22 protein-coding genes are annotated in these 21,668 nt (G+C 73.6%); 8 read left to right on the plus strand and 14 right to left on the minus strand.

What is annotated here, in order from left to right; translation table 11 throughout:
• Positions 1-10: 10 nt before the first annotated feature.
• Positions 11-1,141, minus strand: coding sequence for a CaiB/BaiF CoA transferase family protein (locus ACZ6ZR_RS07320; RefSeq protein WP_465640296.1), 1,131 nt, complete (start codon positions 1,139-1,141; stop codon positions 11-13).
• 188 nt (positions 1,142-1,329) lie between these two features.
• Here ACZ6ZR_RS07320 and ACZ6ZR_RS07325 point away from each other — a divergent pair, with 188 nt between their 5' ends.
• Positions 1,330-1,593: a DUF1876 domain-containing protein gene (locus ACZ6ZR_RS07325; protein WP_465640298.1), complete on the plus strand. Its 264-nt coding sequence runs from the start codon at positions 1,330-1,332 to the stop codon at positions 1,591-1,593.
• Positions 1,594-1,676: 83 nt separating this feature from the next.
• Here the strand turns inward: ACZ6ZR_RS07325 and ACZ6ZR_RS07330 are convergent, their stop codons facing one another.
• Together ACZ6ZR_RS07330 and ACZ6ZR_RS07335 are read right to left on the minus strand one after the other, a co-directional pair.
• Positions 1,677-2,675 carry a hypothetical protein gene (locus tag ACZ6ZR_RS07330; protein ID WP_465640300.1) on the minus strand — a complete coding sequence of 333 codons (999 nt, stop codon included), beginning with the start codon at positions 2,673-2,675 and terminating at the stop codon, positions 1,677-1,679.
• Positions 2,672-3,025 (minus strand): PadR family transcriptional regulator, encoded by a 354-nt coding sequence (locus ACZ6ZR_RS07335; RefSeq protein WP_465640302.1) that lies wholly within the window; start codon positions 3,023-3,025, stop codon positions 2,672-2,674. The genes ACZ6ZR_RS07330 and ACZ6ZR_RS07335 overlap by 4 nt, the downstream gene beginning before the upstream one ends.
• A gap of 200 nt (positions 3,026-3,225) precedes the next feature.
• Between ACZ6ZR_RS07335 and ACZ6ZR_RS07340 the strand changes: the two genes are divergently transcribed.
• From ACZ6ZR_RS07340 to ACZ6ZR_RS07355, 4 genes are all read left to right on the plus strand, one after another.
• Positions 3,226-4,602, plus strand: a complete 1,377-nt coding sequence (locus ACZ6ZR_RS07340) for an FAD-dependent oxidoreductase (protein ID WP_465640304.1) — start codon at positions 3,226-3,228, stop codon at positions 4,600-4,602.
• A gap of 97 nt (positions 4,603-4,699) precedes the next feature.
• Entirely contained in the window at positions 4,700-5,686 is a 987-nt protein-coding gene (locus ACZ6ZR_RS07345) for a hypothetical protein (protein WP_465640306.1), read from the plus strand.
• The gene (locus ACZ6ZR_RS07350) at positions 5,683-6,891 is read left to right on the plus strand and encodes a sensor histidine kinase (protein WP_465640307.1); all 1,209 of its coding nucleotides are present in this window, start codon (positions 5,683-5,685) and stop codon (positions 6,889-6,891) included. The genes ACZ6ZR_RS07345 and ACZ6ZR_RS07350 overlap by 4 nt, the downstream gene beginning before the upstream one ends.
• Before the next feature lie 20 nt (positions 6,892-6,911).
• Entirely contained in the window at positions 6,912-7,571 is a 660-nt protein-coding gene (locus ACZ6ZR_RS07355; protein WP_465640309.1) for a response regulator transcription factor, read from the plus strand.
• Positions 7,572-7,578: 7 nt separating this feature from the next.
• Here the strand turns inward: ACZ6ZR_RS07355 and ACZ6ZR_RS07360 are convergent, their stop codons facing one another.
• Positions 7,579-7,944: a hypothetical protein gene (locus tag ACZ6ZR_RS07360; protein WP_465640311.1), complete on the minus strand. Its 366-nt coding sequence runs from the start codon at positions 7,942-7,944 to the stop codon at positions 7,579-7,581.
• Between the two features lie 102 nt (positions 7,945-8,046).
• On the opposite strand from ACZ6ZR_RS07360, the gene ACZ6ZR_RS07365 reads away from it, so the two are divergent.
• Complete coding sequence (locus tag ACZ6ZR_RS07365; protein WP_465640313.1) at positions 8,047-8,694, plus strand: Pr6Pr family membrane protein; 648 nt, start codon at positions 8,047-8,049, stop codon at positions 8,692-8,694.
• A 7-nt stretch (positions 8,695-8,701) separates the two neighbouring features.
• Here ACZ6ZR_RS07365 and aroA read toward each other — a convergent pair whose 3' ends face one another.
• From aroA to ACZ6ZR_RS07385, 4 genes are all read right to left on the minus strand, one after another.
• Positions 8,702-9,946, minus strand: a complete 1,245-nt coding sequence (aroA, locus tag ACZ6ZR_RS07370) for a 3-phosphoshikimate 1-carboxyvinyltransferase (protein ID WP_465640315.1) — start codon at positions 9,944-9,946, stop codon at positions 8,702-8,704.
• Positions 9,947-10,181: 235 nt separating this feature from the next.
• The gene (locus ACZ6ZR_RS07375; protein WP_465640316.1) at positions 10,182-11,546 is read right to left on the minus strand and encodes an MFS transporter; all 1,365 of its coding nucleotides are present in this window, start codon (positions 11,544-11,546) and stop codon (positions 10,182-10,184) included.
• Positions 11,543-12,685, minus strand: coding sequence for a PLP-dependent cysteine synthase family protein (locus ACZ6ZR_RS07380; RefSeq protein ID WP_465640318.1), 1,143 nt, complete (start codon positions 12,683-12,685; stop codon positions 11,543-11,545). Before ACZ6ZR_RS07380 ends, ACZ6ZR_RS07375 begins: the two co-directional genes overlap by 4 nt.
• A gap of 84 nt (positions 12,686-12,769) precedes the next feature.
• The gene (locus ACZ6ZR_RS07385) at positions 12,770-13,156 is read right to left on the minus strand and encodes a hypothetical protein (protein WP_465640320.1); all 387 of its coding nucleotides are present in this window, start codon (positions 13,154-13,156) and stop codon (positions 12,770-12,772) included.
• Positions 13,157-13,339: 183 nt separating this feature from the next.
• On the opposite strand from ACZ6ZR_RS07385, the gene ACZ6ZR_RS07390 reads away from it, so the two are divergent.
• Positions 13,340-14,128 (plus strand): heparin lyase I family protein, encoded by a 789-nt coding sequence (locus tag ACZ6ZR_RS07390; protein ID WP_465640321.1) that lies wholly within the window; start codon positions 13,340-13,342, stop codon positions 14,126-14,128.
• Here the strand turns inward: ACZ6ZR_RS07390 and ACZ6ZR_RS07395 are convergent.
• The 4 genes from ACZ6ZR_RS07395 to ACZ6ZR_RS07410 all read right to left on the minus strand — a co-directional run bounded on the left by ACZ6ZR_RS07395 (position 14,113) and on the right by ACZ6ZR_RS07410 (position 18,962).
• Complete coding sequence (locus tag ACZ6ZR_RS07395; RefSeq protein ID WP_465640323.1) at positions 14,113-15,804, minus strand: SulP family inorganic anion transporter; 1,692 nt, start codon at positions 15,802-15,804, stop codon at positions 14,113-14,115. The two genes, ACZ6ZR_RS07390 and ACZ6ZR_RS07395, sit on opposite strands and share 16 nt — an antisense overlap.
• The gene (locus ACZ6ZR_RS07400; protein WP_465640325.1) at positions 15,801-16,472 is read right to left on the minus strand and encodes a GAP family protein; all 672 of its coding nucleotides are present in this window, start codon (positions 16,470-16,472) and stop codon (positions 15,801-15,803) included. Before ACZ6ZR_RS07400 ends, ACZ6ZR_RS07395 begins: the two co-directional genes overlap by 4 nt.
• A 42-nt stretch (positions 16,473-16,514) precedes the next feature.
• Positions 16,515-17,906: a DUF1254 domain-containing protein gene (locus ACZ6ZR_RS07405; protein WP_465640327.1), complete on the minus strand. Its 1,392-nt coding sequence runs from the start codon at positions 17,904-17,906 to the stop codon at positions 16,515-16,517.
• A gap of 138 nt (positions 17,907-18,044) precedes the next feature.
• Positions 18,045-18,962 carry a 1-phosphofructokinase family hexose kinase gene (locus ACZ6ZR_RS07410; protein ID WP_465640329.1) on the minus strand — a complete coding sequence of 306 codons (918 nt, stop codon included), beginning with the start codon at positions 18,960-18,962 and terminating at the stop codon, positions 18,045-18,047.
• Positions 18,963-19,096: 134 nt separating this feature from the next.
• Between ACZ6ZR_RS07410 and ACZ6ZR_RS07415 the strand changes: the two genes are divergently transcribed.
• Positions 19,097-19,234 (plus strand): hypothetical protein, encoded by a 138-nt coding sequence (locus ACZ6ZR_RS07415; protein WP_465640331.1) that lies wholly within the window; start codon positions 19,097-19,099, stop codon positions 19,232-19,234.
• Here ACZ6ZR_RS07415 and ACZ6ZR_RS07420 read toward each other — a convergent pair.
• Both ACZ6ZR_RS07420 and ACZ6ZR_RS07425 read right to left on the minus strand, forming a co-directional pair.
• Positions 19,231-20,103, minus strand: coding sequence for a carbon-nitrogen hydrolase family protein (locus ACZ6ZR_RS07420; RefSeq protein WP_465640333.1), 873 nt, complete (start codon positions 20,101-20,103; stop codon positions 19,231-19,233). The genes ACZ6ZR_RS07415 and ACZ6ZR_RS07420 overlap by 4 nt on opposite strands.
• Before the next feature lie 2 nt (positions 20,104-20,105).
• Positions 20,106-21,599, minus strand: a complete 1,494-nt coding sequence (locus ACZ6ZR_RS07425) for an APC family permease (protein WP_465640334.1) — start codon at positions 21,597-21,599, stop codon at positions 20,106-20,108.
• Between the last annotated feature and the right edge of the window lie 69 nt (positions 21,600-21,668).

Consider the following 21,668-nt stretch of genomic DNA (forward strand, 5'->3'; position numbering starts at 1 on the left):
GCTCCTGCTCTCAACTGGAGGGGATCTGAAGGCTCTTGACGTCCCAGTCGCGCGCCACCTGCTCGGTGTGCGCGCCGGGCCGGGCGGGCGGGCGGTGCACCGAGCCCGGGGTGGCGGAGAACCGGGGTGCCGGGGCCGGCTGGGTGACGCCGCCCTCGGTGAGGTAGGTGCCCCGGGCCACCAGGTGCGGGTGGGCGGCGGACTGACCGAGGGTCAGCACCGGGGAGGTGCAGGCGTCGGTGCCCTCGAAGACCTCGGTCCACTCGGCCTGGGTGCGGGTGGCGAAGCGGGCCGCGACGGCGGCCCGCAGCTCGGGCCAGCGGGGCTGGTCGTACTGGCCGGGGGCGTCGGCCGGGAGCTCCAGCAGCCGGGTGAACTCGGCCCAGAACTGCGGCTCCAACGCGCCGACCGCCATGTACTGGCCGTCCGAGGTGCGGTAGGTGGCGTAGCACGGGGCGCCGCCGTCCAGCAGGTTGACGCCGCGTCCGTCCTGCCAGAGCCCGGCGCCCAGCAGGCCCCAGAGCATGGTGGTCAGGTGCGCCGCGCCGTCCACGATGGCGGCGTCCACCACCTGGCCGGTGCCGGTGAGCTCGGCGTGCCGCAGGCCCGCCAGCAGGCCGACCACCAGGTAGAGCGAGCCGCCCGCGTAGTCGCCCAGCAGGTTGGCCGCCCAGGCGGGCGGGCCGTCGGCCGGGCCCGCCAGGCCGAGCACCCCGGCGGTGGCGGTGTAGCCGAGGTCGTGCCCGGCCCGCTGGGCGAGCGGACCGCCCTGGCCCCAGCCGGTCATCCGGCCGTAGACCAGCGCGGGGTTGCGGGCCAGGCAGGCGTCCGGGCCGACGCCGAGGCGTTCGGCGACGCCCGGGCGGTAGCCCTCGATCAGCAGGTGGGCGCGCTCGACCAGGTCGAGCACCTGGCCGGGCCCCTCGGGGGCCTTGAGGTCCACCAGCACCGACCGCTTGTTCCGGTTGGTCAGGTCGTGCTCCGGGGCGGGGCCCAGCACCGCGGGCCCCGGGCGGTCCACCCGGACCACGTCGGCGCCGAGGTCGGCGAGCAGCATCGCGGCGAACGGGCCCGGCCCGATCCCGGCGAGCTCCACCACCCGTACCCCGGCGAGCGGTCCGCGGTTGGTCGTCCCGTCCACCGGCCGTCCTCTCGTGTTTGACAGTGGGGCTGTCACAGTCGCGATGATAGACAAGTGACCGGGCGGTAACAAGGCTTCCGCGCCCGGGTCGCGCCACCGGTTCGGCCGGCCACCCGCTCGCCTTGAAATCAGCCGCACGCGGGCGGAGGCTGGGCCTTGAACAACTCACCGGAATGAGGTGACCGACCGTGCGAAACCAGTGGAACGTCGCACTCGTCTTCGAGGAGGACGAGAACCGCACCACCTGCACCGCCTCGCTGGAGGGCTTCAGCGCCCCCGGCATCCGAGGCCTCGGCATCGCCCGCCGCAACCCGGACGACGCCCCCGACTCCACCGTCGGAGAGGAGCTGGCCGCCGCCCGGGCCTGCTCCAACCTGGCCCACGAGCTCATCCTCAAGGCGGCCTCCGGCATCGAGTCCCACACCCACCGCGAAGCCCGTCTGCTGTTCTGACGGCTTCTCACCTTTCAGGGAACGCGAAGAGGCCCCGCCAGGAACGGCGGGGCCTCCGGTGTGCGGTCGGTCTGCTGGGCGGTCTACCGGGCGGTGGGCGGGCGTCGGTCGAGGAAGCCCGGGCGCCAGCGGAACAGCGCTACCGCGAGCAGCACGAACGCCACGATCAGCGCGGCGGCCAGCGCGTGGTTCCCCGAGTTCCACAGGTTGCTGGCGGCCGACAGCACCGCCAGGCAGAGCACCGGCGCCCCGGCCAGGGCCGCGGCCGCCGGGCCGGACCGGCCGCGCAGCAGCGCGGGTACGGCCAGGGCGAGCAGCGTCAGCTCCGTCACGCCGAGCACCGCGGCCAGCACCTCGCTCGGGGTCCCGTAGTTGACCTGCCGGAACGGGCCGAGCCCGAGCGCGGTGTTGAGCAGCACGCCGCCGACCAGCAGGCCCGCCAGCGAGGTCAGCAGCCGCCCCTTGGTCGGCGGCCCGAGCAGGTCCCGGGGCGCGGCCATCAGGATCAGCAGCCAGATCACCTGCGGCGCGTACCAGGCCGCCATCCTGGCGAGCAGCCGGAGACCGTCTCCGTAGGCCCAGCTCGTCGACAGCAGCGACTCGACCACGACGTGGCCCACGACCGCCACCAGGCCCACGGGCGCCAGCAGCCGGGCCGTGGACCAGCGGCCGGCGGCGGCCGCGACGGCCACCACCAGCAGGAGGAGCAGACCGACCTGGCTGAGCCAGTAGCCGAAGCCGATCAGGGTGTCCAGGGGCAGCGACAGGCGCCAGCCCATGCCGATGGGCAGGTACTGGTCGCGGACGACCGTCCCCACCTCGTCCGCCAGCGCACCCGACACCGCCGCCACCCCCGCGAACGGCGCTGCCAGGGCAGCCAGTTGGGCCAGTGTCCGGTCGGACCCGAGCCCGAGTCGCATCCGCAGTCCGTGCCCGGCCAGATCTACCAGGTCACGTAGGGCAGACCAACTCCCCTTCCCCGCAGTGGTGTCCGCGAACACCGCCGTCAACTCCTCACCGTGCGCCCGCCGGTAGGCCGCCGGATGGATGCGCATCGCCGCCCGTACCCCGAAGTCGCTCATGAGGCGTACCCCGGGCTCAGCTTGGTGCCACGAGCCGAGGAGAGCCGCCGGTCGGCCTCGGCGACCACCGCGCGCAGCCGCTCGGCCTCGCGCTCCAGCACCCCCCGCCCGTCCTCGGTGAGCCCGAACGTGCGCCGCGCCCTCCCGTCCACCACTTCCTCCCCCTCCACCTGGACCAGCCCCTGCTTGAGCAGGCGCTCCAGGGCCCCGTAGAGCGTCCCGGCGCGGAGCTTCACGCGGCCCCCGGAGATCACGGTGACCTCCTGGAGCAGCGCGTACCCGTGCCGGGGCGCATCGGCCAGTGCGGTGAGCAGGAGCAGCGTCGGCTCCTGCATCGAACGGTCCGTCATGTCTCTACATATACCGGTGAGTTGAATATACCGTCCAGAGGAACGGCGAAATCCGCAGGAGACCACGGCAGAGTGGTCTGCACCACCGCACCTGATGGACATAGATCGTCCCTATGGGGCCATAGATCGAGGAAGGGTAGCCTTACCGTGAACCGTCGGGGACCCTGGCGGTCAACGCTGCCCAGCCGAAGGATGCACGTATGTCCCGCCCCATCCGAGTGGCCATAGTCGGAGCCGGTCCGGCCGGCATCTACGCCGCCGACGCGTTGATGAAGTCCGAGGTCGCCGCCGACCCCGGTGTGTCGATCGACCTGTTCGAGCGCATGCCCGCACCCTTCGGCCTGATCCGCTACGGCGTCGCCCCCGACCACCCCCGGATCAAGGGCATCATCACCGCGCTCCACCAGGTGCTGGAGAAGCCGCAGATCCGCCTGTTCGGGAACGTGGACTACCCCACCGACCTCAGCCTGGACGACCTGCACCGCTTCTACGACGCGGTGGTCTTCTCCACCGGCGCGATGGCCGACCGCGAGTTGAAGGTCCCCGGCATCGAGCTGGACGGCTCCTACGGCGCGGCCGACTTCGTCTCCTGGTACGACGGCCACCCGGACGTGCCGCGCAGCTGGCCGCTGGAGGCCGAGAAGGTCGCGGTGCTCGGCGTCGGCAACGTCGCGCTGGACGTGGCCCGCATCCTGGCCAAGACCGCCGACGAGCTGCTGCCCACCGAGATCCCGGCCAACGTCCACGAGGGCCTCAAGGCCAACAAGGCGCTGGAGGTCCACGTCTTCGGCCGCCGCGGCCCGGCCCAGGCCAAGTTCAGCCCGATGGAGCTGCGCGAGCTGGACCACTCGCCGAACATCGAGGTCATCGTCAACCCCGAGGACATCGACTACGACGAGGGCTCGATCGCCACCCGCCGGGGCAACAAGCAGGCCGACATGGTCGCCGCCACCCTGGAGAACTGGGCGATCCGCGACGTGGGCGAGCGCCCGCACAAGCTCTTCCTGCACTTCTTCGAGTCCCCCGTCGAGGTGCTCGGCGAGGACGGCAAGGTCACCGGCCTGCGCACCGAGCGCACCGAGCTGGACGGCACCGGCAACGTCAAGGGCACCGGCGCGTACACCGACTGGGACCTGGGCGCGGTCTACCGCGCCGTCGGCTACCTCTCCGAGGAGCTGCCCAAGCTGCCCTGGGACGCCGTCTCCGGCACCGTGCCGCACGAGGCCGGCCGGGTCATGGAGGCCGGGCACCACCTGCCCTCCACCTACGTCACCGGCTGGATCAAGCGCGGCCCGGTCGGCCTGATCGGCCACACCAAGGGCGACGCCAACGAGACCGTGGCCTGCCTGATCGAGGACTTCCGCGCCGGCGCGCTGCGCAGCCCGGAGGCCCCGCAGGAGGACGCCGTCATCGAGCACCTGACGGCCAACCAGGTCGCGTACACCACCTGGGACGGCTGGAAGCTGCTGGACGCGTACGAGAAGGCGCTCGGCGAGCCGCAGCAGCGCGAGCGGGTCAAGGTGGTGGAGCGCGAGGAGATGCTCCGCGCCAGCGGGGTGACCCTTCCCCAGGAGTGACCCTCCCTCAGGAGTAGCGCCGCTTCCCCCTGCGGGGGGAGCCGGTTCCTGATCACGGAGGACGTGCCGACGGTGCGCCGGACGGGAGGGTGGGGTCATGGACCTCACCCCGTCCGGCGCCCTGCGCCGGGGCATCTGCGCACTCACCGTCGCGGCCACCGTGCCGTACCTGACCCTCAAGTCGCTCTGGCTGTTCGGCAGTACGGTCGGCTTCGGCCCCGACGCCGAGCTCGCCCACTCCGACGCCCTCTGGATCGCCAACCTGGTCACCTTCGCCATGGACGCGGTGGCCGTCGTGCTGGCGCTGGCCTTCGTCCGCCCCTGGGGACGGCGGATCCCGTCCGGGCTGCTGCTCTTCCCGGCCTGGGTCGGCAGCGGCCTGCTGGGCTCCCTGCTGATCGAACTCCCGCTGATCTTCGGCACCGAACTGCTGCTCGGCACCGAGTCCTCGATCGACGCGCAGAGCTGGCTCCAGCCCTGGGTGTTCGCCGTGGTCTACGGCGGCTTCGCGGTCCAGGGGATCGCCCTGCTGGCCGGGTTCGCCCTGCACGCCCGGGAGCGCTGGGCCCCGCTGCTCGCGGACCGGATCGGCTCGCTGCCCCGCACCGCCACCCTCGGCCTCCAGCGGGTGCTGGTGGTCACCGCCGCCGGACTGGCCGTCCCGCTCGCCGCCGCCCGGCTGTACTGGGCGCTCGGCGGCCGGCTGGCGCTCCCGCTACGGCTGTTGGAGGGCCACCGCCCGGCCAGGATCATCGACGCCGTCACCGCCGCACTGCTGCTGGCCGCCTGCGCCGCGTTCCTCCGGGTGGTCCTGCGCCGCACCCCGGAGCGCCCGTTGGCGCCGGTGCTGGTGGCCGGCTGGCTGGCCAGCGGTGCGGTCTTCGCCTGGGGCACCTGGAACGTCTTCTTCTGGCTGCTCCAGCCCGGTGTCCCGGAGCGGGCCGACATCGTGCCGCCGGCCGGGCAGCTGGCCGAGGCCGTGCAGGCCGGGATCGGCGGGCTGCTGCTGGTGACCGGGGCCCTGATCCTGATCGAACGTGCGCACGCCGCCGCCGCTGCCGCTGCCGTATCGTCAGGCCGATGAGTGCACTGATCGGGCGACGGGCGGCGCTGCGCTGGGTGCACCTGGTGCTCGGCGGAGCCCTGTTGATGCCCTTCTGGCTGCTCAGCCTGGTGCTGGTGTCCACCGCCCGGGGGCTGAACGACTCGCGCGGGGACGTCTGGGCGCAGTTCGAGGCCTTCGCGGTGGCCCTGCCGCTGGCCGCCGCGGTGGCCCTGCTGCTGCCGGCCCTGCGGGTGCTGGAGGCCACCGCCGCGCGGGCCCTCGGACTGGCCGGGGAGCGGGAGTTGGCGGTCACCCCGTCCCGCTCCTGGGCCGCCCGGCGGCGCACCGCCGCCTGGTTCGTCCAGCACCTGTTCTGCGGCGGGGTGGTCTCGGGGATGTCGCTCTCGGTGCCGCCGGCGGTGTGCGTGCTGGTGTTCTTCCCCGACGTGGAGGCGGTGGAGCGGCTGTTCGGCGCGGTGCCGCTGCCGCCGCAGCTGATCGGGCTCGCCCTGGCCGTGCTGCTGGTGCTGGCCAACGCCGGGGCCGGGGCCTGGCTGGCCCGCACCGCACCCGTGCTGCTCGGCCCGACACCCGGCGAGCGGCTCGCCGCGGCCGAGCAGCGCGCCCTGGAGCTGGCCCAACGCAACCGGCTGGCACGGGAGTTGCACGACTCCGTCGGCCACGCGCTGAGCGCCGTCGGCATCCAGGCGGCGGCCGCCGGGCGGGTGCTGCGCAGCGATCCGGGGTTCGCCGCCGAGGCGCTCAAGGCGATCGAGGAGACCGCCCGGGCGGCGGTGGCCGAGCTGGACACCGTGCTCGGCCTGCTCCGCGAGGAGCCGGAGGCCGCCTCGGGCGCCACCACCCCCACCCTGGCCGGGCTGGACGCCCTGCTGCGGCAGGTGGGGCTGGCCGGGGTCACGGTGGCCACCCGGGTCGGCCCCGGGACGGCCGAGGTGCCGGTGGAGGTCTCCCGGGCGGCCTACCGGATCGTCCAGGAGGGGCTGACCAACGTGCTCCGGCACGCCGGGCGGGTGGCCGCCGAGCTCCGGGTCGAACTGTGCGGTGGAGCACTGGAGTTGGAGCTGACCAATCCGGTCGGCGCGGACCGACCGAGCCGCCCGGGCGGTGGCCGGGGGCTGCACGGGATGGCCGAACGGGCCGCCGTGCTGCACGGCTCGTGCACGGCAGGGGTGGCGGAGGACGGCCGCTGGCGGCTCACCGCGCGGCTGCCGCTGAGCAGTTGACCATGGGGAACGGGGGACGTATGAACGGAACACCGGAGCAGCTCCGGGTGGTGATCGCCGACGACGAGCGGCTGGTACGGATGGGCCTGCGGGCCATCCTGAACGCCGAGCCGGACCTGACGGTGGTCGGCGAGGCGGCGACCGGGGCGGAAGTGGTGTCGCTGGTACGGGAGTTGCGGCCGGACGTGGTGCTGATGGACGTCCGGATGCCGCAGCTGGACGGCATCCGCGCCACCGAGCAGCTGGTCTCCACCCTCGACCCGGCGCCCCGGATCCTGGTGGTGACCACCTTCGAGAACGACGACCACGTCTACGACGCCCTGCGGGCCGGCGCCGCCGGCTTCCTGCTCAAGCGGGCCACCGCCGACGAGATGGTCCAAGCCGTCCGCCTGGTCGCCCGCGGCGACTCCCTGCTCTTCCCCGCCGCCATCCGCGACCTCGCCACCGCCCGCCGCCTGGAGCGCACCGACGGCCGCACCCGCCGCCTCACCGACCGCGAGTCCCAGGTGCTGCGCCTGATGGCCGCCGGCCTCAACAATGCCGAGATCGCCACCCACCTGGTCGTCAGCCCCGAAACCGTCAAGACCCACGTCGGCGGCGTCCTCACCAAACTCGGCGCCCGCGACCGCACCCAGGCCGTCATCACCGCCTACCGGGAAGGCTTCGTCCAACCCGGCTGACGGGTCCTCAGAGCCGGGCCGCGGCCTCCTCCAGCAACGACCAGCCGTCGAGGTCCGCGCCCGGACCTCCGGGCTCCCACCCCTGCGCCAGGGCGGTGTCGAGCAGCGCCCGGACCGCCCCCGGCTCATGCAGGTTCAACCCGGCTCCCCGGACGTACCCGACGTCCCCGGAGCCCATCGGCGCCCCGCCGGGGACGTACCGGTCGGGGCCGTCCGCGAAGACGATGCGCAGCGGGCCGCCACGGCCGGCGGGCTGCGGGTACAGGGTCAGCGTCTCCACGCAGCCCGCCCCCGGGTGCCGGTGTCGCAGCGTCCACAGGTAGGCGGTGCCGTCGGCGGTCAGACGGCGCGGGGAGTTCGGGCGGCGGGGCACGGGGTGATCGTACGCCGCCGGCCGGGAACCTTCCGTGGTCCGGCTACCCGCAGGTAGAGTTCGGCGACCCTGCCAACACTCGACCACAAACTGGTGAACAACATGTCGGTCTGGACCCGCCCCTCCCTCTGGTGGCGATCGGCCATCGCGCTCTCGGCCGGGCTCGGGCTGATCCTCAGCAACAGCTCGCTGGTGTACTTCACCATCGAGAGCAACGTGATCGTCCTCGGGTACTTCCTCGGGGCCGTGTACTGGATGGTGAAGCGCTCCACCGTCGAGGCGCCCGCGCCGCGGCTGCGCGGGGCGGTGACGCTGTACATCACCATCACCGGCCTGGTGGCGCACGTCCTGCTGAACAAGGGCGCCAACCCGCTGCCGGGGCTGGTGAACGGCGAGGACCTGGTGCAGGAGTGGTCCAGCTTCTTCCTGCACTACGTCACGCCCGTCCTGGTGCTGGGCGACTGGCTCTGCCTCAAGCCGCGCAACGCCTCCCGCTGGAAGGACCTGCCGCTCTGGCTGGCCTTCCCGCTCGGCTACGCCGCCGTGACCATCGCCCGGGCCCTGCTCTTCCCGCACTTCCCGGTCAAGTACCCGTACTTCTTCCTGGACCCGGGCGAGAAGGGCTACGGCTGGGTGTCGCTCCAGATCGTCCAGCTGACCTTCGAGTTCATCGCGCTGGCCGCCCTGGTGGTCGGCCTCGACCGGCTCGGCACACTCATCGCGCGCAAGCTCAAGCCGGCCGAGGCCTGATCCGCGGTCAGATCCCCCAGGAGGCGCGCAGCTTCGCGAACTCCTCGTGGAAGGCCGGGAAGGTCTTCCGCACGCACCCCGGGTCGTCGAAGGTGACGCCCGGGGTGCGCAGGCCGGCCACCGCGAAGGACATCACGATCCGGTGATCCCCGAAGGTGGCGATCTCCACCGGCTTCGGCGCGCCCGGCTTGATCTCGATCCAGTCCCGCCCGGTCTCCACCTCGATGCCCTGGGCCCGCAGGTTCTGCGCGCAGGCCTCCAGGCGGTCGCACTCCTTTACCCGGGTGTTGTAAACGTCCTCGATCCGCACCGGCCCGTCGGCGAACGGCGCGATGGCCGCCAGCGTCGGCATGGTGTCGGAGATGTCCCGCATGTTGACGGTGATCCCGGACAGCCGCCCGCCGGGCGCGCCCACCACGGTCACCTCCTCGTCCCCGATCCGGACCTCCGCGCCCATCCGCTCCAGCACCTCGACGAACTTCAGGTCGCCCTGGAGCGCGCCCTTCCCGAGGCCGGGCACCGTCACCTCACGGCCCGTCAGGGCGGCGGCGGCGAAGACGTAGCTGGCGGTGGAGGCGTCCGGCTCGACCGGGTACTCGGTGGCGGTGTAGCCGCCCGGCGGCACCACGAAGACCTTGCCGTCGCCCTCGCGCCCGACCTCCACGCCGAAGCTGCGCATCATCGCGAGGGTGATCTCGACGTAGGGCACCGAGACCAGGTCGGTGACGGTGATCCGCAGACCCTGTTCGGTGAGCGGGCCGAGCAGCAGCAGGGCCGTCAGGTACTGCGAGGAGAGCCCGGCGTCCAGGGTGAGTTCGCCGCCCTTGACGCCGCGCGCGCTGATCCGCAGCGGGTGGTGGCCCTCGTTCTCCTCGTGCACCAGCACCACGCCCAGCTCGCGCAGCGCCTCGGTGAGCGGGCCGACGGGGCGGCGGCGCATCTGCGCGGAGGCGTCGAAGCGGAACTCGCCGTGCCCGGCGGCGGCCAGCGCCGGGAGGAAGCGGGCGGTGGTGGCGCCGTCGCGGCAGTAGACGTCGGCGTCGTTGGCGGGGCCCTGCGGGCGGCCCTCGATGATCCAGTCCTGGCCGTCCTCGGTGACCCGGTAGCCGAGCGCGGCGAGGCCGGCCGCGAAGCCCTCGGTGTCGTCGGAGTGCAGCGGGCGGCGCAGCCTGGTGCTGCCGTCGGCGGCGGCGGCCAGGAACAGCGCGCGCGCCGTCACCGACTTCGATCCGGGAATCTCGACTACCGTCACGGCGTCCTCCAGGGCGCTTTTCGTCCAGCGGGGCTCCCGGCCATCCTCTCCCGGCCCCGCACCGGCATGCCGACCGGTCCGAGGTGTGGACCGACCGGCATGCCGGAGGTGACGAGGAACGGGGCGGACACCGTCTGCTCGGGCCGCCCCGTTCTGACGCTGTCTCAGCCGAGCGTGGCCCCCGCACGGTGGGCCGGGGCGGTGGGGGCGAGGCTGTCTCCTTGGTGGGGTCGGATCAGCAGGCGCCGTCGGGGTGCGTGCCTCGGCGCCGCCGAGAAGGGGGTCCCCCCGGCCGGAGGCCGGGGGAGAGTCCATGCGGAGCATCGGCGACTGACGAGAAGGTGGCGAGGTGCGCACCCCGACGGCGCCCGCCCGGCCCCACCAAGGAGACAGCCTCCAGCCGGCCGGTGCGGTGCAGGGCGGTCAGCCCGGCGGCGGCGGCCAGGCCGAGGACGGTCAGGCCGAGCCAGGTCGCGGCGGGCGCGAGGTCCAGCGCCGCGCCGACCGCGAGGTTGCCGAGGGTGATGCCGATCCCGCAGACGGTGTTGTAGAGCCCGTAGTGGGTGGCCACCCGCCGGCCCTCCGCCAGCGAGACGATGGTGTCCATCTCGAACGGGTAGGCCAGCATGGTGCCCAGGGTGAGCAGCGCGGCGGCCAGCAGCGGCGGGCCGAGCGCGAGCGCCAGCCGTCCCGGGCCCGGGGCGGGCAGCGGGACGGCGGCGGCCGCCGCGAGCGGCAGGAAGGCCGCGGACATCGCCAGCAGACCCGCCGTCAGGGAGCGCCCCGGCGGCCAGTGGCGGCGGCACCAGGCCGTCAGCCTGGTCTGGCCGAAGACGGTGGCCAGCCCGGAGACCACGAAGAGCGCGGCCACCGCGGGGGCGGCCGTCCCGCCGCCGAGCCGCCGGACCTCCAGCGGCAGGGCCAGGTACACCTGGAAGGAGAGCACGTAGGAGCCGGTCATCGCGGCGGCGAAGAGCAGGAACCGCCGGTTGCCCAGCAGCCCGCGCCAGCGCACCGGTTCGCCGGCCCCCTCCGCCGCGCGGTGCGGCAGGCTGCGGATCTGCACCGCCCCGAGGACGGCGAAGACCGCCGCCGCGACCAGGCAGGTGAGCCGGAAGTCCAGCCAGGTGAGCGCCAGTCCGGCCAGCGGGCCGAGCAGGATGCCCGCCTGGTAGAAGACGTTGAACAGGGCGAAGGCCTCCACCCTGCGCTCCCCCGCCTCCACCGCCACGTACGCGCGCACCGCCGGGTTGAACAGCGCCCCGGCCAGCCCGGTGGCCGCCGAGGCGGCGAGCAGTGCGGGTACCGACTCGACCAGGCCGAGCACCGCGAAGCCGACCGTGCGCAGCGCCAGGCCGGTGACGATCAGCGGCTTGTAGCCGAAGCGGTCGGCCAGCACGCCGCCCACCAGGAACATGCCCTGCTGGCTGAGGTTGCGCACGCCGAGCACCAGGCCGACCGTCCAGCCGGCCAGGCCGAGGGTGCCGGAGAGGTGCTGGGCCAGGTACGGCATCAGCATGTAGAAGCCGAGGTTGATGGTGAACTGGTTGACCATCAACAGCCGGACGCTGCGCTCGAACGAGCTGTACCCGGCGGTCATCGCCCCTCCCCCAGCGGGTCGGTGACGGTGCGGCAGCGGGTCCAGCGGGTGACCTCGCGCTCGCCGGGGTGGGCGATCTCGTCGGGGTGGGCGGCCGTCTCCCCTCCGAGCAGGCCGTGCGGGCGGCAGTAGTCGTCGTTGTAGACGGTGGAGAGGTAGCGGTGCGGGCCGTCCGGGAAGATCGCGGCGATCCGGGTGCCGGGCGGTTCGGTCCGCGCGGCCCAGGCCGCGACCTGGGCGACGGCGCCGACGCTCCAGCCGCCGGAGGCGTACGCGGAGCGGGCCAGCGCCCGGCAGGCCCGGACGGCCTCGGGGGCTGCCACCCAGTGCACCTCGGCGAACTGCTCGTAGGCGACGTTGCGTGGGTGGATGGAGCTGCCGAGGCCGCGCATCAGCCGGGTGCGGGCGGGCTGGCCGAAGATGGTGGAGCCGGTGGTGTCCACCCCGATCACCTTGAGCTCGGGGTAGTACTCGCGCAGCACCCGGCTCACCCCGGCGGAGTGGCCGCCGGTGCCGACGCTGGCCACCAGCACGTCCACCCGGCCGAGTTGGGCCACCAGCTCCTCGGCCAGCGGCTCGTAGGCGGCGACGTTGTCGGGGTTGGCGTACTGGTCGGGGCACCAGGCGGTGGGGTCGGTGGCGAGCAGCTCGGCCACCCGCAGGCGGCGGGCCTCCTGCCAGCCGCCGGTGGGGTGCGGCTCGGTGACCAGGTCCACGGTGGCGCCCTGGGCGGTGAGCAGCCGGTGCACGTCGGGCTCCAGTCCCGGGTCGGTGACCACGGTGACGGGGTGGCCGTGGATCTGCCCGGCCAGCGCCAGGCCGAGGCCGAGGGTGCCGCTGGTGGACTCCACGATCCGGGCGCCGGGCCGCAGTTCGCCGCGCTCGCGGGCCCGGGCCACCATGTGCAGCGCGGGGCGGTCCTTGATGCCACCGGGGTTGAAGCCCTCCAGCTTGGCCCAGAAGCCCTGGGCGGCGCCGGTGAAGGGCTCGCCGATCCAGACCACCGGCGTGTGGCCGACGGCGGCGGCGAGCGAACGCCCGGTCCCGGCGGCCGTGCCGGGCGTGCCGTTGGCGCCGGGCGTGCGGGAAAGGGTGGCGGGGGTGAGCACCGCCGTGTCGAGGGAACGCGTGATCGTCACTGCTCTGCTTCCTGCTGACGGATGGTCGGTCGGCGGGCACGCCCGTCTCCCCCACTGGTCGGCGGGGCGGGGCGTGGGGTTCCGTCAGATCCGGTGCAGGCAGAGCGTGTTGAGCAGGGTGCGGCCGTGTCTGGCCCTGGCCCGGCGGGTGCGGGAGCGGGCCCGGACGGCCGGCGGCGTGGCCACCCCCAGCAGCGTGACGGCCAGCAGGGCGACCAGTGTGAGGGCCGGGAGCGGCGGGGCCTGGGAGGCCACCCACTGGGCGGACTCCTCCGCGCAGTGGTCGGAGACCGGCTGTGCGGGGGCCGTGTTGCCCGGGCAGGGGTCCTGCGGGCCCAGTTCGAAGACCCTCAACACCCCTGCGGGGGAAGCCAGATGGGTGTGCGTGGCGGGGCCGGACGCCGAACAGGTCAGCGCGGCCAGCACCAGGGCGACCAGCGCCAGCAGCGCTCGGTACGGGGATGCACGCACGGAGTGACCATAACCCGGGCAGCGACGCCCCGGTCAACCGACACCCGCCCAACTGGCAGGAACCGTACACGCGTTCGTCACGGCATCCCAACACTCTGGGACCAACAGGAACCTTTACTGTCCATCATCGGAAGGGCAGGATGTCTGCTGTCCGCCCGGCCCGATCCCAGGAGTTGGCAGCTGATGCGCGCCCGTGTGCTCCCCACCGTCCTGACCGCCCTCGCCCTGACCCTCCCGACCCTGCTCGCCCCGGCGAACTCCGCCTCTGCCGCGCCCAGTTGGACACTTCGCTGGTCACCCAGCCCCACCACCGACGGCCTGCGCGCCTTCGAGACGGTCGAGGACGACCGCGCCGACTCCCACCCGGCCGGCGGGCCGCACATCAAGGTCGCGGGCGACGCCTACCGCTTCGACATGCACAAGGTGGACCGCGACTCCTACGACGACCGCCAGCGCCACGAGGTCACCGGCAACCGCACCTCCTCCGACGACTTCCTGGAGTGGAAGTCCGGCCAGACCTGGCGGGTCACCTACTCGATGTACATCCCGAGTTCGCTGATGGCGACCACCACCTTCACCCACATCATGCAGACCAAGCAGCCCGGCAACGGCACCTCCCCGATCACCGTCACCTCGCTGCGCCGGGTGGACGGCAAGCAGACCATCGAGCACAAGGTGTTCGACGGGGACGTGCTGGTCGGCCGGACCGACCTCGAACCGCTGCAGAACAAGTGGATCGACGTCGAGTACGAGATCAAGATCGGCGACAAGAAGGCCGGCTCGGTCCGCTGGGTACTCAAGAGCGGCGGCAAGACCGTGGTCGACGCCACCAAGACCGGGGTGGACACCTTCCTGGCCGACCGGGTCCGCCCCAAGTGGGGCATCTACCGCTCGCTCGGCGACACTTCGGGCTCGCTGCGCGACACCTACCTGCTGCTCAAGAACATGAAGGCCTATCAGCTCAAGGCCTGACCACCCGCGGCGATCCACTCCGACGCCTCCCGGTGGGCCCGGTCCAGCGGCTCCAGCAGGGCGCCCTCGGCCGGGACCACCGCGTCCACGCCGAGGTGGCCCGCGACGCCCGTCCGGCGCAGCACGGCCAGCTGCCGCGGGCCGACGCCGGCCAGCACCAGCCGCCCGCCCTCGGCGTGCAGCGCGTCGGAGTAGCGGCGGAGCGCCTTGAGGATGGCGGAGGAGGGCACGTCCGGTGCCCCGCGCACCGCGAGGACCAGGACCGCGCCCCGGGCGCCGGCCACCTCGGGGAGGTGGCCGCGCAGGTGCGGGAGTTCGGCGAACAGGCTGACGCCCTGGTAGTCGAGCACCGTCACCTCGCCGGGCGGCAGCCGCTCCGGCACCACCGCGGTGTACCAGCTCCCGTCCGGGGCGCGGACCAGGGCGGTCAGGTGCGCCTGCCGGGCGGCCTGCACGCAGTAGAGCAGCAGGGAGAGCACCGCGCCGATCACGATCGCCTGCTGGAGCGGGAGTTGGGTGGTGGCCAGGAAGGTGACCAGCATCGCGGCGGCGGAGAGCCTGGAGGTGCGCAGCACCAGCAGGACGTCGGCCCGCTTGCCCCAGATCAGTTCGCCGCCGACCACCAGGATCAGACCGCCGATCACCGGCATCGGGATCCGCTCGGCCAGGCCGCCGAGCAGCAGCACCACCAGGGCGAGGAACACCCCCGAGACCACACCGGCCCAGCGGGTGCGGGCGCCGGCCGAGGCGGCCACGCCGGTGCGGGAGAGCGAGCCGCCGGAGGGTAGGGCCTGGAACAGGCCGCCGCCGAGGTTGGCCACGCCCTGGGAGAGGAAGTCCCCGTTCACCCCGGAGCGGCTGCCGTCGGGGTTGGGCATCGAGGGTGCGATGCCCGCCGCCTGGGCGAGGGCGACCAGGGCGACCGAGACCGCCCCGCCCACCAGGTGCGGCACCGCGTCCAGGTCCGGTGCGCTGAAGCCGGGCAGCGCGGCCGGGATCTCCGCGATGTCGCGGACCAGTTCGACGCCGGTGCCGAGCACCGCCACCGCCACGCTGACCACCACCATCGCCACCAGCAGGGCCACCGGCTCCAGCCGGTGCACGGCCCGGGCCAGCGCCCAGACCACCACCGTGGCGAGTGCGACCAGGGTGGCGGAGAGCTGCCAGCTGGTCAGGTGTAAGACCCAGTCGGCGAGTTGGGTCAGCTTGTTGTGCCCCTTCGGCTTGTAGCCGGTGGCGTCCTTGAGCACGCCGGTGACGATCTGCAGCGCGATGCCGGTGGAGAAGCCGACCATCACCGCGTTGGAGACGAAGCTGAGCACCACCCCGAGCCGCAGCAGCCCCATCAGCAGCATCACCACGCCGACCATGACGGTGAGCGCGGCGACGTTCCCGGTGTCGTGCGGGTCCAGGCCGGCGTCGGAGAGCACGCTCTGCCCGGTCAGCGCGATGGCGCTGGTGAGGGTGGTGACCATCAGCACGGTCGGCGCGGTGAGCGAGCCGAGGATCGGCGGCACCACGCCCGCGTACAGCCCGGCCACCGGGTTGAACCCGGCGATCGAGGCGTACGCCATCCCCTCCGGGATCGAGAACAGGCCGGTGACCATCCCTGACGTGACGTCAGCGGGCGTCGGCTGCCCGAGCCGCGCCCGCAGAACGCCGCCCCAGCGCTTCATCCGGCCAGCCCGGTGATCGCGTCACCGACGTACTTGGCGCCGAGCACCGCCAGGACGACCAGCATGACGGCCGCGTTGTGGGCGGCCATCCACGCCTTCCACTCCCCGAGCACCGTGGCGGTACGCGCGCCGCCGACCAGGTGGACACCGAGCGGGAGCAGGGTGCAGAGCGAGCCGATCAGCACCATCAGCACCGCCGCGACGGCCTTGCCGCCACCGTCGGCGGTGCTGGTGGCGATGGAGACCGCACCGCCGACCGCGAGCACCAGGTTCTTCGGGTTGGCCACCACCAGGGCTGCCGCGAGCCCGGCCGCCTTGCCGGGGCCGAAGCGGTCGACGGCCTGCATCCACTTCGGTGGCGCGGCCACGTGCCCTTCGCGCGGGCGGTCCCGCCACTGCCGGGCGGCCAGCAGCAGGAACAGCGCGCCGAGCGCGAGTTCGAGCCAGTACGCCCAGGTCGGCTTCTCCCCACCCGTGCTCAGCCCGCTGCCGGCCACCACCACCGCGGCCACCACGGCGCCCAGACCCACCAGCCAACCCGCCGTGAAGGCCAGGCCGTTGGTCCGCCCCTGCGGGGTGGCCAGCATCAGGATCACCGCGATCAGCGGCACCGGACTGATCGCGATGCCCACCGCCGAGGCCAGCATCCCGCCGATCGCCTCACCCACCGGCACTCTCCTCCCTGGTTGGTGCCCCGTCGGACGGTCCGCTCAGTCCTGGAGTTCGAGGTCGCCGGGCTTCCAGGTGCCGTCGAAGGCGGCCTGCTCGGGACCGTAGATCCGGAAGTAGGTGAACCATCCCCGGCCGGGCGCGGTCCGGATCCACCGCCCCTCGGCGCCGGCCGGCTCGTCCGGGCCGAACCACAGGTCGACGTGGTCCGCGCCGTCCGGCTCCAGCTTCTCGAACAGCGAGCGCAGCGCGGCCCGGCCCTGCTCGGTCACCACCTCGGAACGGGTCCGCGCGTCGTAGAGGGTCACTGACCAGAACAGCGAGTACGGCACCGGCAGCGGCACCCGCAGGCGGTAGGTCCGGCCGCCGTCGAGGTAGGCGCCGTCCGCGTCGCGGTGGCCCAGCCAGTACAGCGAGCCCGCGCCCGGGCCGCGGCGGAACATCGCCGGCGAGGCGACGATCGCCTGGGCGAACCAGCGGTCCCGGGCCTCCACGTCCAGTGAGCCCTCCCGCTCGAACGTCCCGTTCTCGGGACGGAGGCCGACCCACTCCCACCGGCGGTCCGGCCAGGCGATCCGGTCCGGGCGGCGGGAGGCGAAGGCCGAGACCAGCAGCTCGTCCCGCCCCTGCCGGGCCGCCTCGGTCAGGATCCCCGTCATCCGCTCGTCCGGCGCGAACGGCCGCCCCGCCTCGATGCCCAGCTCGGCCAGCAGCCCGAGCATCGGGCGCAGCTCCTCCACGGCCGGCTCGGCGTCGACCACCGCGTGCAGCACCCGCCAGTACTCCAGGTTGTCCTCCCACGCCAACGGCGTGGAGTCCATCGGCTGCTCGTCACGGTCCAGGAACGTGAAGGCCGGCGGGGCCGACCGCTTCTCCCACGGGTAGACCTTCACCTGCCGGATCAGCTGGTCGGCCTTCTCCAGATCACCGCCCAGCGGCAGCACGCGCAGCGCGAACAGCACCTGCCAGGTGTCGCTGCGCACCACCTCGTACCCGTCGGCGTCCAGGTCGCCCCGGTGGCCGGGAGGCAGCAGCAGGACCTTGCCGCCGCGCGGGCCGTTCCGGCCGGGCAGCCCTAGGTCGACCAGCCAGCGGTGGTGGTGGTCGTCCAGCATCCCGACCAGCGGGCCCGGCGGCAGCTCGACCACCAGCGGCCCGGCCCGCAGGTCCAGGCCCCCGCCCAGGTAGGGGGTGTCGGAGTTGAGCGTGTACCCGACGTGGATCGGCCGGGCCACCACCAGCGGCGCCGCCTCGTTGTCCACCCCGCCCGCCGCCCGGGTCCCGCGCAGGATCGCCTCCAGGGACACCGTCGGGTAGAAGAACCGGTAGGCCTCCACCGCCCGGTACCGGTCACTGCGTTCGTAGGAGACCGCCGCGCTCTCCGCCGTCGGATAGCCGCCCGCGAACTCCACCCGCTCCGCCCGCTCCGCCATCGCCCGCTCCTCCGCTCCGAGCGGCCGCGGTCAGCGGCGGCCACTCCCGCCACCCTGGCCGCCACACCCTCGGAGAGCGACTCCGGTCCACCGAACAGGTGACGCACCAGGGGCTCGTGCCACGACGCCGACGGACCGTCAGGCGCAGGGCTCGACCCGCACCCGGTCCAGCCAGCGGCGGTAGGCCGGCTCGTCGAACTCGCCCGCGCGGGGCGCCAGGACGGTCGCGGCGGACAGGGCCACCGCGTGGCGGAGCCGGTCCGGCCAGGGGTCGTCCCGGACCAGGCCGAGGGTGAGGGCGGCCACCGCCGCGTCGCCCGCGCCGGTGGGGTTGCCGGGGACCGGCTCGGGCGGGGTGGCGAGCCAGCCGCCGTGCCCGGTGACGGCCAGCAGCCCGTCGGGGCCGAGCGAGGCGGCCACCGCGCCGGCCCCGGCGGAGCGCAGCAGGGCGGCCCCCGACGACGGGTCGTCAGACCCCGCGGCGGCGGCCAGTTCCTTGCGGTTGGGCTTCACCAGGGCCGGGCCCGCCGCCAGCCCGTGGGCCAGCGCGGGCCCGTCCGCGTCCAGCACGGCCGGCACGCCCTGCTCCCGCGCGAGCCCGACCAGCGTCCCGTAGGCCTCGGGCGGCAGCCCGCGCGGCAGGCTCCCCGAGAGCACCACCGCCGCGGCCCCGGCCAGCAACTCCGCGTACCGCTCCTGGAAGGCCCGCCACTCCTCCTCGGTGACCACCGGGCCCGGTTCCAGGTACATGGTGGCGTCACCGTCTTCCTGCTCCACCACCGCGATGGTCCGGCGGCTCTCCCCGGCCACCGGCACGAACGCGTCCGCCAGCCCGGCCCGCCCCAGCTCCTGACGGATCGTCAGCCCCGCCGCCCCGCCGGCCAGCCCGGTGAGCACCACCTCCGCCCCGAGGGCCCGCAGCACCCGGGCGACGTTCACCCCCTTGCCGCCCGCCTGCTCGGCGACCTCCCGCACCCGGTTGCTCCCGAACCGGGCCACCCGGGGCAGGTGGTAGGTCACGTCGAGGGCGGCGTTGAGGGTGACGGTCAGGATCACGGGGCACTCCGATGCTCGTTCATGCTTGATTTATAGCTGCTTCGAGCATCTTCGAGCAATGCCGTGGGGCGCGGCCCCGCGGTTGAGTACCGGTACTCAGGCGGACGCCAGGGCGCCTGCCGGAGACTGGCGCGGTGAACCAGACCCCGGTCCGCCACCGGTCCACCGGACATGCACTGGCCGAACTGGGCTGCCTGCTCGCCTCCTTGGCCTTTCTGACCCTGCCGATCCTGCTGCTGCTGGTCGCGGCCGAGCTCTTCCCCGGGCCTTAGACTGCCGGTCGGCCTTGGGGGCGGGGCCGGAAGGTGCCGCCGTACGCGGGCAGCTCGACGGTGTGCCCGTAGCGCTCCAGCTGGGCCCAGGGGCGGTTCAGCCCCGAACTGCCGTACTGCCGGACCCGGGTGACGGCGTCCAGGTCGAGCACGTCGACCAGGATCTCCTCCCCGCCGCCCGCCTGCTGACGCACCGTGCCCTCCGGGTCGACGATCGCGCTCTGGCCCACCCCGGCCGGGTCGGCGGCGTTGAGGTTCACCACGTAGACCTGGTTGGTCCAGGCGTTGGCCCGGGCGCAGACCAGCTCCATCTCCCGGTCCCGGGTGGTGGTCAGGGTCGGCTGGATCACCACCTCGGCTCCCAGCCAGGCCAGTTGACGGACCGTCTCCGGGAAGGAGCCGTCGTAGCAGATGGCCAGCCCGGCCCGGCCGATGCCCGGGAGGTCGAAGACCACGAACTCGTGGCCGGGCTCGGTGGTCTCGTACGGCTGCCAGGGGAAGACCTTGCGGTAGCGGGCCGCGATCTCCCCCTCCGGCGAGACGGCGATCGCGGTGTTGAAGATCCGCCCCTCGCCGTCCCGTTCGTACAGGCTGCCCGGCACCAGCCAGAGCCCGGTCTCCCGGGCCAGCTCGCCGATCCGGTCGGTGAGCGGGCCGGGGATGCCCTCCGCCACCTGCTCCATCCAGCCGGCCCGGGCCTGGAGCAGCGGGGGCTCGGCCGCCAGCAGCAGTTCGGGCACCACCACCAGCTGCACCTGCGGGAAGGTCGAGCGGACGGCCCGGACCTGGGCGGCGAACCGCTCCCAGGTGGCCTCCTGGTCGAACGGGACGGGCGTGGTCTGGAGGGCGGCGATGGCCAGCGTGCGCACGGTCAGTGCTCCTTGACGGTGAGTCCGGCCACGCTCTCGCGGCCGGTGCGGAAGAACGGGCGGAACCGGGCCCGGACGAGCAGCGTCAGCACGGCGCCGAGCAGGATCGAGCCGGCGCCCAGCAGGAAGACCCCGCCGATCCCGCCGACCGAGGTGGAACCGTAGGAGGGGTCGACCATGTCGTAGGCGGTCCGGGCGAAGGCGGCGATCATCATCAGACCGCCGGCCAGCGGCAGCAGGCCCTTGAACAGCAGGTCCCGGGCGGAGTCGCGGAGACTGCGGCGGAAGTACCAGACACAGGCCAGTCCCGTGACCCCGTAGTAGAGGGCGATCAGCAACCCGACGGACAGGATCGCGTCCCCGAGGAAGTCGGCCGAGAGCAGGGTGAGCAGCACCAGCACCACGGCGGCCGCCGCACCGAAGAAGGCGGTGCCGAACGCCGGAGTGCCGTGCCGGGGGTGGACCCGGGCGAAGCGCTCGGGCAGCGCCCCGTGGGAGGCCATCGACAGCGTGGCCCGGGAGCTGCCGACCAGACAGGTGAGCAGCGCCGAGACGGCCGAGACGCAGACCGCCAGCTGCACCACCGTGGCGAGTCCGCCGCCGAGCACGGCCGGGGCGAGGGCGGCCAGGACGTCGGCGGCGTTGTCCGCGCTGCCCAGCCCGGAGCCCTCGGTGCCGGTCCCGGCGAAGGAGATCGCGGCGAAGGCGGTGAAGAGGTAGGTGGCGAGCAGCACCACGGTGGAGATCACGGCGGCCCGGCCGGGCGTCCGGGTGCTGTCGACGGTCTCCTCGTTGGCCGTGATCAGGGCGTCCCAGCCCCAGTAGATGTAGAGGCAGAGGATCACCGCCTCGGCGAAGGGGCCGAACCCGTGGAAGCCGAAGGGGTTGAGCCAGCCGAGCGAGGGAGCGGTGGCGCCGTCGGCGGCGAAGGCGGCCACCCCGAAGGCGAGCAGCGCCAGCAGCTGGAGGGCGAGCAGCGCGTACTGCACCACCGCGGCGAGTTGCAGCCCCCTGCGGGCCAGCACCGTGGCACCGCCGAGCAGCAGCACGGCCGTGGCGGCCACGGCCACGGGGTTCCCCTCCAGGCCGTCGAGCCCCAGCAGCCCGAGCAGGTAGGAGGCGCCGACCCGGGCCAGCGCGGTCATCGCGATGAGGGTCGCGCACTGCACCACCCAGCCGCCGGAGAGCCACCCGGCGAACGGCCCGAACGCCCGGGTGGTCCAGACGAACGTCGTTCCGCAGTCCGGCAGTTCACGGTTGAGTTCGCGGAAGGCGAAGGCGGTGAGCAGGATCGGCACGAAGCCGAGCAGCAGCGCGGCGGGCGCCGCGTTCCCGGCCACCACCGTGACGAAGCCGAGCGTGACGGCGATCGAGTAGGCGGGGGCGACCGAGGAGAGACCGAGCGCGACGGAGGCCAGCAGGCCCACCGAGCCGGGCTGTAGCCCCTTGCCCGAAGCGGTGACGGGTGGGTCGTCGGATCTGGTGACGGCGGACATGGAGGCACTCCCGAGGAATCGGAGCTTTCGTTAAACAGAGATTTAAGGAAAGCGGCCCCAAGACGTCAA

It is taken from the genome of Kitasatospora sp. NPDC088742 (assembly GCF_055584905.1).

Bases quoted from the DNA above. Each gene is read 5' to 3' on its own strand.
- ACZ6ZR_RS07330 (WP_465640300.1), bottom strand. From the start codon at position 2,675: ATGAGCGACTTCGGGGTACGGGCGGCGATGCGCATCCATCCGGCGGCC.
- ACZ6ZR_RS07335 (WP_465640302.1), bottom strand. From the start codon at position 3,025: ATGACGGACCGTTCGATGCAGGAGCCGACGCTGCTCCTGCTCACCGCA.
- ACZ6ZR_RS07340 (WP_465640304.1), top strand. From the start codon at position 3,226: ATGTCCCGCCCCATCCGAGTGGCCATAGTCGGAGCCGGTCCGGCCGGC.
- ACZ6ZR_RS07345 (WP_465640306.1), top strand. From the start codon at position 4,700: ATGGACCTCACCCCGTCCGGCGCCCTGCGCCGGGGCATCTGCGCACTC.
- ACZ6ZR_RS07350 (WP_465640307.1), top strand. From the start codon at position 5,683: ATGAGTGCACTGATCGGGCGACGGGCGGCGCTGCGCTGGGTGCACCTG.
- ACZ6ZR_RS07355 (WP_465640309.1), top strand. From the start codon at position 6,912: ATGAACGGAACACCGGAGCAGCTCCGGGTGGTGATCGCCGACGACGAG.
- ACZ6ZR_RS07365 (WP_465640313.1), top strand. From the start codon at position 8,047: ATGTCGGTCTGGACCCGCCCCTCCCTCTGGTGGCGATCGGCCATCGCG.
- ACZ6ZR_RS07375 (WP_465640316.1), bottom strand. From the start codon at position 11,546: ATGACCGCCGGGTACAGCTCGTTCGAGCGCAGCGTCCGGCTGTTGATG.
- ACZ6ZR_RS07390 (WP_465640321.1), top strand. From the start codon at position 13,340: ATGCGCGCCCGTGTGCTCCCCACCGTCCTGACCGCCCTCGCCCTGACC.
- ACZ6ZR_RS07395 (WP_465640323.1), bottom strand. From the start codon at position 15,804: ATGAAGCGCTGGGGCGGCGTTCTGCGGGCGCGGCTCGGGCAGCCGACG.
- ACZ6ZR_RS07405 (WP_465640327.1), bottom strand. From the start codon at position 17,906: ATGGCGGAGCGGGCGGAGCGGGTGGAGTTCGCGGGCGGCTATCCGACG.
- ACZ6ZR_RS07425 (WP_465640334.1), bottom strand. From the start codon at position 21,599: ATGTCCGCCGTCACCAGATCCGACGACCCACCCGTCACCGCTTCGGGC.